At 64.3% G+C, this 14,164-nt stretch carries 10 protein-coding genes; 3 read left to right on the top strand and 7 right to left on the bottom strand.

Annotation, left to right across the window (positions count from 1 at the left end; translation table 11 throughout):
• Positions 1–42 precede the first annotated feature (42 nt).
• Positions 43–705 (top strand): DUF2147 domain-containing protein, encoded by a 663-nt coding sequence (locus JQ592_RS02295; RefSeq protein ID WP_211401289.1) that lies wholly within the window; start codon positions 43–45, stop codon positions 703–705.
• Here JQ592_RS02295 and JQ592_RS02300 read toward each other — a convergent pair.
• The gene (locus JQ592_RS02300; protein WP_211401290.1) at positions 673–3,261 is read right to left on the bottom strand and encodes an MMPL family transporter; all 2,589 of its coding nucleotides are present in this window, start codon (positions 3,259–3,261) and stop codon (positions 673–675) included. The genes JQ592_RS02295 and JQ592_RS02300 overlap by 33 nt on opposite strands.
• 461 nt (positions 3,262–3,722) lie before the next feature.
• On the opposite strand from JQ592_RS02300, the gene ispH reads away from it, so the two are divergent.
• Complete coding sequence (ispH, locus tag JQ592_RS02305; protein ID WP_211401291.1) at positions 3,723–4,649, top strand: 4-hydroxy-3-methylbut-2-enyl diphosphate reductase; 927 nt, start codon at positions 3,723–3,725, stop codon at positions 4,647–4,649.
• 35 nt (positions 4,650–4,684) lie between these two features.
• Positions 4,685–5,845 carry an adenosyl-hopene transferase HpnH gene (gene hpnH / locus JQ592_RS02310; RefSeq protein WP_211401292.1) on the top strand — a complete coding sequence of 387 codons (1,161 nt, stop codon included), beginning with the start codon at positions 4,685–4,687 and terminating at the stop codon, positions 5,843–5,845.
• Positions 5,846–6,055: 210 nt separating this feature from the next.
• Here hpnH and JQ592_RS02315 read toward each other — a convergent pair whose 3' ends face one another.
• The 6 genes from JQ592_RS02315 to hpnC form a co-directional block, all read right to left on the bottom strand.
• Positions 6,056–8,119 carry a hypothetical protein gene (locus JQ592_RS02315; RefSeq protein ID WP_211401293.1) on the bottom strand — a complete coding sequence of 688 codons (2,064 nt, stop codon included), beginning with the start codon at positions 8,117–8,119 and terminating at the stop codon, positions 6,056–6,058.
• Positions 8,120–8,330: 211 nt separating this feature from the next.
• Positions 8,331–9,080, bottom strand: coding sequence for a phosphorylase (locus tag JQ592_RS02320; protein ID WP_211401294.1), 750 nt, complete (start codon positions 9,078–9,080; stop codon positions 8,331–8,333).
• A complete protein-coding gene (gene shc, locus JQ592_RS02325; RefSeq protein ID WP_211401295.1) occupies positions 9,077–11,029 on the bottom strand; it encodes a squalene--hopene cyclase in 1,953 nt (650 codons plus the stop codon). The genes JQ592_RS02320 and shc overlap by 4 nt, the downstream gene beginning before the upstream one ends.
• A gap of 65 nt (positions 11,030–11,094) precedes the next feature.
• Complete coding sequence (gene hpnE / locus JQ592_RS02330) at positions 11,095–12,363, bottom strand: hydroxysqualene dehydroxylase HpnE (protein ID WP_211401296.1); 1,269 nt, start codon at positions 12,361–12,363, stop codon at positions 11,095–11,097.
• Positions 12,363–13,202: a presqualene diphosphate synthase HpnD gene (gene hpnD / locus JQ592_RS02335; RefSeq protein ID WP_211401297.1), complete on the bottom strand. Its 840-nt coding sequence runs from the start codon at positions 13,200–13,202 to the stop codon at positions 12,363–12,365. Before hpnD ends, hpnE begins: the two co-directional genes overlap by 1 nt.
• Entirely contained in the window at positions 13,192–14,076 is an 885-nt protein-coding gene (gene hpnC, locus JQ592_RS02340; protein ID WP_211401298.1) for a squalene synthase HpnC, read from the bottom strand. The genes hpnD and hpnC overlap by 11 nt, the downstream gene beginning before the upstream one ends.
• Between the last annotated feature and the right edge of the window lie 88 nt (positions 14,077–14,164).

The following is a 14,164-nucleotide window of genomic DNA, read 5'->3' on the forward strand; positions in this document are numbered from 1 at the left end:
AAGCACAGCTTTTAGATCATGTTGCACTGCCAAGGAACACGCATGCGTTTGGCCCTTTACACCGGAATTATACTGGCTGGCGGTTACACCGGCCTGACCCCGGCCCTCGCCGCCGATCCCACCGGCGACTGGCGGGTCGCCGACGGCGTTGCCAACATCCGTGTCGCCCAGTGCAATGGCAGCATGTGGGGCGCGGTTTCCTGGGAAAAGCAGCCCGGCGGTCGCGACGAGAACAATCCTGATGTCTCGAAAAAGAACAGGCCGACGCTGGGCATGCCGACCCTGATCGACATGAAGAAGAAGCCCGGTGCCGAACAGTGGGAAGGACAGGTCTATAACGCGCAAGACGGCCAGACCTACAGCGCGACCATCACACCTGTTGGCACCGACCAGCTCGAGATCAAGGGCTGCGTGATGGGCTTCCTCTGTGGCGGCGAGACCTGGACGCGGGTCGGGCCGCCGATCCCCTTGAGCCCCGCCAATGCCATGGCCAAGGGCGCGCCGAAGTCCACCGGCGCGGCGCCCAAGGCTCCGGGAGCCCAACAAGCAGCCCAGGCAGCCCAACAAGCAGCCCAGGCCACGACGGGCGCCACAGCACCTGCTCCGGCCGTGAAGACTGCCGCGGCCAAGCCCGGTCAGAAGGCCGCCGCCGACCCGGTCGGCGACATCTGCCTACTCCCTGAGATTGCGGGGTTTGCCCATTAGGGCCGGCTGGAACAGCAGCACGGCGGCGAGTGTCGTCACCAGCGAGAGCGCCAGCAGCTTGCCCATGCTGGACGTGCCGGGATGGCTCGACAGCCACAGGCTGCCGAACGCGGTCGCCGTCGTCAGCGCACTGAAGAAGATCGCGCGCGTCAGGCTGGTCTGAAGCAGGTTTGTTCTGCCGGAGCGCCACGCCACGACATAATAGATCTTGAACGCGACGCCGACGCCGAGCAGCAGCGGGAACGCGACGATGTTGGCGAAGTTGAGCGGCAGGCCGATCAACACGCAGATTTCGAGCGTCACGGCGCCGGCAACCAGAAGCGGCACCAGCGTCATCAGCACGTCCACGAACCGGCGCAGCGTGATCCACAGCAAGAGGCCGATCACGAGCAGCGCGTAGATGCCGGCGTGGATGAACGCCCTCACCACGGTGTCGCCGGACTTCAGGATCGAGACCGGCCCGCCGATCGCGGTCGGCTCGGCTTTGAGCACCGCCGCCGCAAATTTGCGCAGCGTGTCGTTGTCGTTGGGATCGCCCTTGGGCAGCGCCTCGACGCGGATGATGCCGTCCTTGCTCTTCCAGGCGCTGACGAGATCGGGCGGCAGTGAGCTCAAGGTGACGGGACCTGCCTGCATTGCGTTCCTGAGCTGGTCGAACACGATCTTCATCGGCGTGACGAAGACGTCCTGCGCCTTGTTGCGCGTGGCCTCGTTGCCATTGGCGAGCTTCTCGAGCGCGTCCGCGAGCCGGCGCGAGGCGACCGCACCCGGGCCCTTTGCGTCGCCGGCGGTCCGGCGCAGATTGTCGACGGAGGATTTCAGCGACTCCACGTTCTCCTGGTCCGTCGGCGCCGCATCGATCTGATCAGGATTGAGCGCGGGGTTCAGCACCTTGGCGCCCTGCGCGATCAGCTTCAGCTTCGGCTGCTGGTCCTGCGGCACGAAGCTGTCGAGCGACATCACCCGGAGCACCTCAGGCACCTTCTCCAGCTTCGCCTGGACCTGCCTTGCCTGCTCCTCCGAAGTGGTCATCACGTTGATGGCATTGGCGCCGGTGTTGGGATCCTTGCGCAGGTCGAGGAAGGTCGCGATCGACTCGGCGCGCGGATTGCGCAGATTCATCGGGTTGAAGTCGAACTTCATGAAGTAGAGCAGCGGCAGGCCGGCGAGCGCGAGCAGCAGCGTGCCCCCGACGACCAGCACGCGGTGCTTCTCCAGAAAGTGATCGAGCGGCGCCAGGAAGGCGTAGCCGACCGGCTCCTGCTCGCCGGGCGGGTTCAGAAGCTTCAGCAGCGCCGGCAGAACCGTGATCGATGAGAGGAACGCCACCAGCATGCCGACGCCGGCGATCTGGCCGAGCTCCGAGATGCCCTTGTAATCGGTCGGCATGAAGCAGAGGAAGCCCGCCGCGGTCGCCATCGCCGCCAGCGATAGCGGCACCGCCGAGCGTTTCGCGGCCAGCACCAGCGCGCCCGAGAGATCGTTGTGCTTGTAGCGCTCGGAGCGGTAACGGACGCTGTACTGGATGCCGAAATCGACGCCGAGGCCGACGAACAGCACCGCGAACGCGATCGACAGGAGGTTGAGCGAGCCGACCATCATCAGGCCGGCTGCGGTCGTGATCGCGAGCCCGACGAAGAGATTGACGAACACGGCGAAAATGATCTTCGCCGAATGCAGCGCCAGCCACAGGATGAGCAGCACGACGAGGACGGTGCCGACGCCATTGACGACGGCGCCTTCCTGAACGGTGGCGTATTCCTCGTTCGCGATCGGGACCGGACCGGTGAGCCGCACACGCGCCTGGAATTTGGTCGGGAAATCCAGATCCGCCGCCGCTTTCCGGATCGCGTCGGTGGCGCCCTTGCCGGGCTCCAGCGCGTTGTAGTCGAGGATCGGCTTGAACTCGATGAAGGCGCGCTTGTCGGAATCCGACAGCGGCTCGTCGCTGACGAGCTCGCGCCAGGAGAAGCTCGCATTGCCCTTGTTGAGCACGGTCTCGACCGTCTGCGCGATCTGGTTGAACGGCCGCGCGGTGTTGTCGAGCTTGACCTGGCCGCGCTTGACGCCGGCAAGTCCGGTCTCCAGCGCGCCGGTCAGGCCGCGGATCGAGGGGTCGCCCGCCATGATCTCGATCAGGGGCGCTGCCGATTCGAACTCGCCGGTGATCTTGCCGACCTCCTCGGTCGGCAGGAACAACAGGCCGTTCTTCTCGAAGAACTCGCCGGTGCCGAGTTGCTGCATCGACTGGAAGTTGGTCTTGTCGTCCCTCAGCCTGGCATAGAGCGCATCGGCCGCCGCGGTCGTCATCTCCGGCGTACTGGCCTCGACGACCGCCAGAATCGTCGCATCGCGGTCGAAGGCGCGGTCGAACTGCTGGTCGCGCTGGCGCCAGTCGAGATTTTGGGCAATCAGCGAATTGATGTCGGTGTTGATGGCGAAATGGCGCGCAGCGTAATAGCCCGCGGCGACCGACAGCAGGAGCCCGAGAACGACGACGAGGGAGGCAAACCGGGTGCAGGCCCTGACGATGGCAACGACTACGCTTTGCAGCACTTCTTTTCTTTCTGCGGTTAATAGCTTGCCGGAAACGCCCGCTGTTTATCGGAGTTCCCGGGCGAAACCTATTGCTGTTTTGGATGGCTCTCGCCGCAAGAAGGTTCGAGGTAAACGGCGGGAGACCGTGGCAAAATCATGCGGGGCGGTCGGTATAGCCGGGGAGTTGAGGCGGGAAAGTGACGAAGGGCTGAGCACAAATGTCGCCATTTTGCTCACGGCAATTCCTATACTATGGTACCGCGAAATTCAGCTGGCAGGGAACCATAGTTTCATCTGACCTTTCCTTTCTGCCGATTTTTTGACACAAAGTGCTGTGCCTCCATGCGCCGGGGCCCAGTTGGGGTGGGCGGTTACCGCGTGCGAGGCCAATGGTGCGTTACTTGCAACCCATTGGTCAGGATCGGGGTGCCGCTGGGGACAACGAAGCGGATTGGTGCAACTTGCGTGACGGGCGTCCTATGGAAGTTTATCTGGCGCAGCCGCGCGGCTTCTGTGCGGGCGTGGTGCGTGCGATCGAGATCGTGGAACGGGCCCTGGAGAAATACGGCCCGCCCGTCTACGTGCGCCATGAGATCGTGCACAACAAATACGTGGTCGAGAGCCTGAAGAACAAAGGCGCCATTTTCGTCGAGGAACTGTCCGAGGTTCCGCCGAAATCAGTCACGGTCTTCAGCGCCCATGGCGTCGCCCGCAGCGTCGAGGAAGAGGCCGCCGCGCGCGACCTTCCGGTGCTCAATGCCACCTGCCCGCTGGTCACGAAAGTTCACAATCAGGGGAAGCGGTACATCTCCAAAGGCCGCACCCTGATCCTGATCGGCCATGCCGGCCACCCCGAGGTCGAGGGCACGATGGGCCAGGTCCCCAGGCCGGTGCTACTTGTCCAAAGCGTTGAAGAGGTTAAGGCCCTGACCCTGCCGGCGGATAGCCCAGTGGCCTACATCACCCAGACCACCCTGTCGGTCGACGACACCAGGGACATCATTGCGGCCCTCCAGGCCCGCTTTACAGATATTCAAGGCCCGGATATCCGGGATATCTGCTATGCGACACAGAACCGCCAATCTGCGGTAAGGGACTTGAGCAAGCTGGTCGACGTGATCTTGGTGGTGGGCGCTGCCAACAGCTCGAACTCGAACCGGCTCCGCGAAATCGGCACTGAAGCCGGCGTCGCGAGTTATTTGATTGCCGACGGCAGCGAGCTCAATCCGGCGTGGTTGAAAGATGCCAGGACTGTCGGCGTCACGGCCGGCGCTTCGGCGCCTGAGGTACTCGTGGATGACGTGATCGAAGCGATGCGGCGGATCGGACCGGTCAAGGTCCAGGTACTCCCCGGTCGCGAGGAAAACATCGAATTCCGGCTTCCGGCCCAACTGGCTGCGAGCTGACCCACCCGAATTTCAAGCCCAGAAAGAAACGTGTAATGGCAATCCCCTTCTTCAAGGAAATGCGTATCGGCGGCTATTTGCTCAAGCAGAAACTGCTTGGCCGCAAGCGCTATCCGCTCGTGCTGATGCTGGAGCCGCTGTTCCGCTGCAACCTCGCCTGCGTCGGCTGCGGCAAGATCGACTATCCCGACGCGATCCTGAACCGCCGCATGACGGCGCAGGAGTGCTGGGACGCGGCCGACGAGTGCGGCGCGCCGATGGTCGCCATTCCCGGCGGCGAGCCGCTGATCCACAAGGAGATCGGCGAGATCGTGCGCGGCCTCGTGGCGCGCAAGAAGTTCGTCTCGCTCTGCACCAACGCGCTGCTGCTCGAGAAGAAGCTCGACCTGTTCGAGCCCTCGCCCTACCTGTTCTTCTCGGTGCATCTCGACGGCCTGAAGGACCACCACGACAAGGCGGTGTCGCAGAAGGGCGTGTTCGACCGCGCCGTCTCCGCGATCAAGGCGGCCAAGGCGCGCGGCTTCACCGTCAACGTCAACGCCACCATCTTCGACGGCCACCCAGCCGAGGAGATCGCGAAGTTCCTGGACCTCACCGTCGAGCTCGGCGTCGGCGTCTCGATGTCGCCGGGCTATGCCTATGAGCGCGCGCCGGACCAGGAGCACTTCCTCAACCGCACCAAGACCAAGAAGCTGTTCCGCGACGTCTTTGCGATGGGCAAGGGCAAGAAGTGGAACTTCATGCATTCCGGCCTGTTCCTGGACTTCCTCGCCGGCAACCAGGAATACGAGTGCACACCGTGGGGCATGCCCGCGCGCAACATTTTTGGTTGGCAGAAGCCCTGCTACCTGCTCGGTGAAGGCTACGCAAAAACCTTCAAGGAGCTGATGGACACCACCGACTGGGAAACCTACGGCACCGGCAAGTACGAGAAGTGCGCCGACTGTATGGCCCATTGCGGCTACGAGCCGACCGCGGCGACGGCTGCGCTCAACAACCCGCTGAAGGCGATGTGGGTGTCGCTGCGCGGCATCAAGACCACCGGCCCCATGGCGCCGGAGATCGACATGTCGAAGCAGCGCCCGGCGCAGTACATCTTCTCGGAGCAGGTCCAGAAGAAGCTCTCCGAGATCCGCAAGGACGAAGCCGCTGCCGCGCAGGCGAAGGCCGCGCAGAAGGCTTCGACGGCCGCGTAAACGCAGAACCTGTAGCCCGGATGGAGCGAAGCGAAATCCGGGACAGTCATTCCGTATTGCAAGACCCTGGATTGCGCTTCGCTCCATCCGGGCTACGCACCAAAAAAAGAAAAGGCCCGGTCGCCACCGCGACCAGGCCTTTTCCTTTTCCGCTCAAGCGACAGAGGAAAGAGCAGAGCAAATGCGCGCGCTGCGCATGGAGGGTTGTGGTCAGGATTTCCTTCGATAGAGGACGAACCGGGTTGATGCTTCGGTCGGCTCGAAATCATCCGATAGAATGCGCTCCACCATCTCTTTCAGCCAATCATACTCATAGGTCGCACCGCGATCTAAAATGAAATGGTCAGCCCCGGCAAAGCTCCGAGTCACATGTTCCGGGCTGAACGTATCTCGGAACGGGAGGAAGTAGCTCTTGGGTGCTCTGCCGAGGGCGGCAAGAACAAGCCAGTCCTGATCTGACAACAAAAGGATGCGACCATCGCGTGTCACGGCCTTGTTGGCCAGGTCGATATCGCTGCCATCGAGCTGGACCTTGATCTGTCCCGCTCCTCGTCCCAACTTCAGTCTGGCGATGCTTGGATATTGCAAGTACGCCCGCAGTCCGATCGTCACCCCCTGTTGACGATCCTGCGCACTCAGAAGCACGACGATCGAGAGCGCCGCTATCGCCGCCAGCGATGCGATGGGGACGACTTGGGGGACGACTTGCGAAGTCGCTCGGCCGAGGACGACGCGGAATGCCGAACGGCCCCACCACGCGCAAACGGCAAGATAAGCAAAGGCGTTTTGCTGCCACACCGCGTCAAGTGATCGGTTCATCCACTTGGCCGTGAAAACCAGCGCGACGAGAGAGAGCACCAGAAGATACGCGCGCTCGATTGAGCGGCAGCTGGCCCACGTTCCTGCAACACTCACTGCGGTGCCTAGGGCCATTGCCGGAAAGATCAACTGGTAAAATGTCCCAAATCCGGGATGCCAGTTCATCGTCACCCCTACCCAGTTCGAGACGCTGTGCAGGCCGATCGGCGTCAGCAGCACCTGCAAGAAGTCCATCGAAAGAACGGCCGGACCGAATGCGGCGACGAACAATGCGAACAGGATGACGACAGACAATCCGGTGAACGCCGCGACCTCCCAAGGCCAGCGCTTTTCGAACACCCGCACCGACAGGACCGCGCAACCCACAAGCCAGGTATAGATCCCCGTCTCCGTATTCCAGAAGATCGACACTGCGCAGACGGTGGACAGCGCCGCCAATGACCAGCCTGACGGTCGGACCATGAAACGCGCGAGAACGCCCGTGGCGATGAACACGAACATGTACCTGATGGCGAGAGCGGACGGCCCGGCCAATGCTTCGCCTTCGCCGTATTGACAGAGCACGAGGAATACGACGGCCAGGAGAAACGGCAGCACCCTGCTCTGGAAGAAGTCGCGCAGCACCCAATAAGCCGATAGGTGATAGATCGCCAGACAAGCCGCGACGAAACCGATGTAACGCAAATACAGCACGTTTGGGTCGGCGCGGAGGATCCGACCAAATAGATACGGCGGTCCGTATCCGTAGAAAGACAGGAAGTCGCGGCCAGGCACCAGGCCATCGGCAAATTGATCGAGCGCCGGCCCAACGAGGAACGATACGGTGTGAGGATTGCCCGCCGCCTCGCTGGCCAAACGTTGCACGCTCAACGGCAGGGTTAGCGCGAGCAGTGCTGCGATCGCCGCAGCGTCAGTCAACCTGAATTCGAAAAAACTGATCGGCCTGAGGTCCCGCTCGCCCCTGATGCTGGTGTGGATTCGGATGCGCCTCACGAAGGGGATGAAGATCGCGCCGAGCGCGATGGCCAGCGCGACCATTCGAAGTCTCTGCTGGAATGCATCTTGTAGGAATGCCTCCAGCGCGATGACAATCACCAGTGCCGAGATGTAGAACAGGATCAGCGACTGACCTTCGAAGAACTTCCGGAGCCTGAGCGAAGCAAAAGCCGCGAAGCCGCCGATCACGTAGAACGAGACATAAAAGATCTTCTCAGCGCGCTTGACGGCTGCACTGTCAGCGAAACCCAATTCGACGACCGGGAAGTCCTGCGCGAGATTGGTGGCCAGATCCAGCTGCGCGGCGTTCAAGATCAGATAGGCAAATATGCCAGCCGCAGTTGCGCCGACACATGCCCCCCAAACCGCAAAGCCCTGAAACCGCGAAAGGCTCAGCTCTGCTGCCGTCGCGGGCCTGGCAAGATGCAAAAACCTGATCGCAGGACCCGCCGCCATCATTCTGACTCTCACTTTCGGACCTCAACCCTACGTCGAGCGCGCCGCACCCAAATGCGCTATGGCGCCTCGCCTTGCAAGGCCCCGGGTTGCGCTTCCGCCTTCGCTCTCGCGCGACGGCGGAAGCTCCATCCAGGCTACGAAGACCAAAAACAAAAGGCCCGGGCGCCAATGGCTACCGGGCCTTTTTCCTTTATCAGATCGACGAAACCGCTCAGGCGGCCTTGGAGGCCAGCGCCTCGCTGTCGATGAGCTCCGTCCCGATCAGATAATCGCGGCAACCACGCAGCGACCGCAGGGCGCGGTTGAAGTCGATACCGGTCGAGACCAGGGCATGCAGCGTCGCCGGATTGCGCACGATGCCGCGCAGGACGGCGGCGAGGTCGATCTGGCCGTTCGGCTTGATCGCGGCGCGGGCGAGCGCGGGCAGCGCGCGGTGGGCGGGATCGCTGATGACGCGGACCGCGGCAAAGGGCAGCCCGGCCTCCGCGGCGTAGGCGGCGGCGATGTGGCTTTCCATGTCGACGGCCGCAGCGCCCGTCTCCGAATGTAGCGCCGCCTTGCAGGACCGCTTCGTGACCACCTCCTCGGCACCGGCGAGGCTGCCGCGCACCACGCGGCGGCGCCCGGACGTCAGGCGCTCGATCAGGTCGTCGCCGAGCGACAGGCCGGCGGCCCAGCGGGTGTCGCCGGAGAGCACCTCGGTCGCCAGCACGACGTCGCCGGAGCGCAGCGTCGGGTCGAGCCCGCCGGCCACGCCGAACGAGATCACGCCGCGAATCGTCTCAGGGTCCACCACCGTCAGCAGCGCCCGCAACTGGGTCGGGCTGCTGGATGAACAGATGACCGCCATGCCAGGCCCGGCCGCAATGCGGGCCTCCTGCACCAGTCCGGTCACGATCAGTATCGGCCGCGGGTCGATGGCATTACCCGCGGTAACATAGTCCCCCGTCCCCAAAGTCACATTCCGACCCCTACCACCCTGCTGTTGGTGTTCCGCAAGTTCCGATACCGCGCCAACGCCCACAACGGAAAGAACTTCGGGTAACCATGATACCGTAGATAGAACACGCGGGGGAAGCCCGTGGCGGTGTACCGCTGCTCGTCCCACAGTCCTTTTTCGTTCTGTGTTGCAATCAGGTACTCCACCCCGCGGGCGACGGCCGGGTGATCGACCTCGCCTGCCGCCATCAGGGCAAGCAAGGCCCATGCCGTTTGCGAGGCCGTCGAGGGGGCGGCTTCCCATCCCCGGTAGTCCAGCCGGTAGCTGACGGCGTCCTCTCCCCAGCCGCCGTCGTCGTTCTGGATCGAGGCCAGCCAGTCGGCGGCCTTCCGGATCATGGGGTCGTCGTGGCGGACGCCGGCCATGTTGAGGGCGCACAGCACCGACCAGGTTCCATAGATGAAGTTCATGCCCCAGCGGCCGTACCAGGACCCCTCGGGGTGCTGGGTCTTCCTGAGGTAGGCAACGCCGTCGGCCACGTGCTTGCTGGTCTTCTCGGTCTCGCCCAGCTGGGCCAGCATCGAGATGCAGCGCGCGGTGACGTCCTCGGTCGGCGGATCAAGCAGCGCGCCATGGTCCGAGAACGGGATGTTGTTGAGGTAGTATTCGAGGTTGTTGACGTCGAAGGCGGCCCAGCCGCCGTCGTCGCTCTGCATGCCCTCGATCCACTCCCGACCGCGGGCGATCGCGGAATCATAGCCGGTCGCACCGTGCTCCCGGCGCATGCGGTCCATCGACATCACCACCACCGCGGTGTCGTCGAGGTCGGGGTAATGGGCGTTGTTGTACTGGAAGGCCCAGCCGCCCGGACGCACGTCGGGCCGCTTCGCCGCCCAGTCGCCCTTCACCTCGAGCTCCTGCCGCGGGATCAGCCAGTCGAGGCCCTGCTTGGCCGCCGGCACCGCCGTGTCGCCGCCGGCTTCCAGCAGCGCGTGCGCGGTCAGCGTCGTGTCCCAGACCGGCGAGACGCAGGGCTGGCAATAGGCCTCGTCGTCGCCGATCACGAGCAGCTTGTCGATGCCCCGGCGCGTGATCGCGCGCGGCGGATAATTCTCGTCCTTGCCGAGCGCGTCGTACATCATGACGATGTTGGCCATGGGCGGATAGATCGCGCCCATGCCGTCCTCGCCGTTGAGCCGCTCCTCGGTGAAGGCGAGCGCAGCGTCGATGGCACGCTTGCGCAGGCTCTTCGGAAACAGCGGCTCGATCACGCGCAGGATGGCATCGAGCGAGCGGAAGAGCAGGAACCAGGCCATGCTCTGATGCGGCGCCTTGTGGGTCATGCCGATCGAGCGCGGATCCTGCAGGAACAACTCGTCGATGCCGACGCCCTTCGGATTCTTCGCGCGCGGCTTCAGCGCGGCGATCACCATCAGCGGCACCATGGTGGTGCGTGCCCAATAGGAGATCTTGTTGAGGTGGAACGGCGACCAGAACGGCAGCAGCACGATCTCGATCGGCAGCACCGGCACCGCGCGCCAGGTCACGACGCCGAAGGTTGCGAGCAGGAAGCGGGTGAAGACGTTGCTGTTGATCGCGCCGCCGCGGGCGTGGATCGCCTCGCGCGCACGCACCATGTGGGGCGCGTCGACGGAGTCGCCGATCATCTTCAGCGCGAAGTAAGCCTTCACGCTGGCGCTCATGTCGAACTCGCCGTCATGCACGAGGGGCCAGCCGCCATGGGCGCCCTGCACGCGACGCAGATAATTGCCGATCTTGGCCTCGAGCACGGTGTCGACCGGCTCGGCGAGATAATGGCGCAGCAGGATGTACTCTGCCGGAATCGTGCAGTCGGCCTCGAGCTCGAAAACCCAATGGCCATCGGACTGCTGGAAGCCGAGGACGCCTTGGGTGGCCGACGCAATGCTCGATTCCAAAGCTTCGCGGCTGGTCGCGTTCACGGAATCCATGTCGCTCGATTGCTCCGATAGTCGATTGAAAGTTGACCGGGACATTTGCCCGTCAGGGCCGCTTGTCAGTATCCTTTGGCGGCCAGAACCAGATCGGCTGCGCGATCGCCCGACCGGACCGATCCCTCGATGGTTGCAGGCAACCCCGTAGCAGTCCAGTCGCCGGCGAGGAACAGGTTTTTCAGCGCAGTGACCGGCCCCGGACGCAGGGCATTCTGGGCAGGCGTTGCCGCAAATGTGGCACGGCGCTCGCGCACGATCTGCCAAGGGGGCAATTGAGACGGCAGCTCGCCGGAGACGCCGCCCGCCTTGCAGACGTCGTTCCAGATCGCCTGCGCGAGCTCCTCGCGCGGCATGTCGACGAGACGATCGCCGTTGCTGATGGTCACCGAGAGCCGGTTCGGGAACGCGAACAGCCATTCCACGACGCCGCCGATCACGCCGAGGATCGGCGCCGAGCCCGGCGGCGGTGTGATGCGGAAATGCGCGTTGACGATGGCGCGGAATTCGGTCGGCGTCTTCAGGCCCGGCAGCAGGTTAGCTGCCGCGCGCGGCGGCACCGCCATCACGATGACGTCACCCGCTCCGAGCTGGATCAAATCCTCGCCGCCGAAGTTCAGCGCGGTCACCTTGCCGTTGGTGCTCGCGAACGAACGCAGCTCATGGCCGAGCTGAACGGTGTGGCCACGCTCCTGCAGAAACTTCACCGCCGGCTCGATCAGCACGGCACTGAGACCGTCGCGTGCGATCAGCGGACGGCAGGCCTGCCCGCCCGCAAGCAGCGTCTCGCGCACGATCGCACCGGCCAGCCCAGCCGAGCCCTCGGGCGGATCGACGTTGAGCGCCGCGAGCAGCAGCGGCTGCACCAGGCGCTGATAGAGGATGCCTTCAGTCGGAATGGACTTGCCGACCAGCGTCTCCTCCGATGCCCAGATCAGCGGCGCCAGCTTGAGATAGTCGGTGAGGCCGGTGTCGGGCACGCGGCGGCCTTCGTCGAGCACCCAGGTCGGCCATCGGCCGTCGCCGAGATCGATCTGCCAGCGCTGCCCGGTCTTGATGTCGACGAAGGGAAACTGTGCGCTGTCGGGGCCGACGAGGCCGGCCTCGGTGCCGATCGCGCGCGCATAGGCGCGCGCGTGGCTGTTGCCCGACAGCAGCAGATGATTGCCGTTGTCGATGGTGAGATTGGTGGCGCCGTCGAAATAGGACCGGCAGCGGCCGCCGGCCTGGTGCGTCGCCTCGTGCACGGCGACCTTGAAGCCGGCATTGGCGAGCCGCACGGCGGCGGAGAGGCCGGAAATTCCAGCGCCGATGATGTGAGCTGTGTTTTGCATCAGATGAAAGCGTAACGGAGCAGGATCAGGATGCGTGTGATCTTCGACACACGCACGGGCTCGCGCGGCGCGTTGAAACCGCGCGCGATCAGGAGGTCCAGAATGGAATGATAGTATTTCGACATGATCCGCGGCGCGCGCACGGCGCGGCGCTTGTTGCGGTTCATGATCTCGTCCGACTTCTCGAAATGCGCCTTGGCGCGCTGCGTCAGCGGCAGGCAGACCTTCGGCAGCGCGCGCTCGGTGATCACGCGGTTCGGATCGTTGGATGTGATACCGGCATGCAGCAGCGCCTCGCGCGGCAGATAGAGCCGGCCGAGGCCGGCATCCTCGTCGATATCGCGCAGGATGTTGGTGAGCTGAAGCGCGCGGCCGAGATGGTGGGCGAGCAGGATGCCATCCTCTTCCGGCATGCCGAACACACGCACCGACAGCCGCCCCACGGCGCTGGCGACGCGATCGCAATAGAGATCGAGCGTCGCCATGTCGGGCGCGCGGATGTCCTGCGGCACGTCCATCTCCATGCCGTCGACGATGGCGAGGAAATCCTCGCGCTTGAGCCCGAAGGTCTTCACCGAGGCGACGTAGTCCTTCAGCCGCGGCGGCGGATTGCCCTGGTAGAGCGCGTCGATGTCGTTGCGCCATTGCTGAAGCGCGGCGAGCCGCTCGTCGCGCGGACCGTCGGAATCGGCGATGTCGTCGACCTGGCGGCAGAAGCTGTAGATCTGGAACATCGCCTCGCGCTGGTCGTGCGGCAGGATGCGCATCGCGGCATAGAACGAGCTGCCGGATGCGGTCGAGCCATAACTGGCGCCGGGCGTGGCCGCCTCAAGCGTCATGTGCAGTCCCCGGTCTGGAAATGGCCTTGCGTCCGATCGCGCGGCGGCCGACTTCGCCGATCATGCCGGCGAGGCTGAAGGTGAGAAGCTCGAACTTGTTAAGATGCACGCGCTCGCGCAAGGGGTCGCGCACCTTCAGCAGGCGCACGATGCGGTCGGCATAGGCCTGGATCACCGCGACGTCGACGCCGAGGCGGAAATCCCGGATCTCCGCGGTCAGCGAACGGCCCTCCTCGAGCAACGCCTCGTTGCGCGCGGCGAGCGACTGCAGGCAGGCCAGCATCGCCGGCGGCGACTGGGCGAGCCCGAGCTGCTCGACCGAGGCGCCGCTCGCGGCCAGTGCATCGCGCGGCAGGTAGACGCGGTTGAGCTCGCGGAAATCCTTGCCGCAATCCTGCAGGTGGTTGTTGATCTGAAGGCCTGCGCAGAGCGCGTCCGATGCGGCCCAGGTCGAGGTGCTCTCGCCATGGACGTCGAGCATGAAGCGGCCGACCGGCATCGCCGAATAGCGGCAATAGTGGATGACCTCGTCCCAGGTCTCGTAGCGCAGCTTGGTCACGTCCATGCGGAACGCGATCAGCACGTCGAGCGCGTGACGCGGCGCCATGCCGCGCTCGGCCAGCGCATGGCGCAGCGTGACGGCCTCAGTCTGGGTATCGCCCTTGCCGAGCAGTTCCGCCTCGAGCAGGTCGAGATAAGCGAGCTTCTGGTCGGGCGGCAGCGTGGCGTGGTCGGCGATGTCGTCGGCGGTGCGGACGAAATTGTAATAGGCCAGGATCAGGGCCCGATGACGCGGATGAATGATCCAGGACGCGACGGGAAAATTCTCGTCGCGGTCACCCTTGCCGGATCGCAATTCGCTCGCTGAGGTCATCGAGGGCTGATTAACAATCGTTTGGACAGGAAGGGCTTTTTCGCTCGCGCGGGCTCGTGCCGGCGATGCCGCCGCGGCCCCCATATAG

This window comes from Bradyrhizobium iriomotense (genome assembly GCF_018129405.1).
In the GTDB taxonomy this organism is placed as follows: Bacteria; Pseudomonadota; Alphaproteobacteria; order Rhizobiales; family Xanthobacteraceae; genus Bradyrhizobium; species Bradyrhizobium iriomotense_B.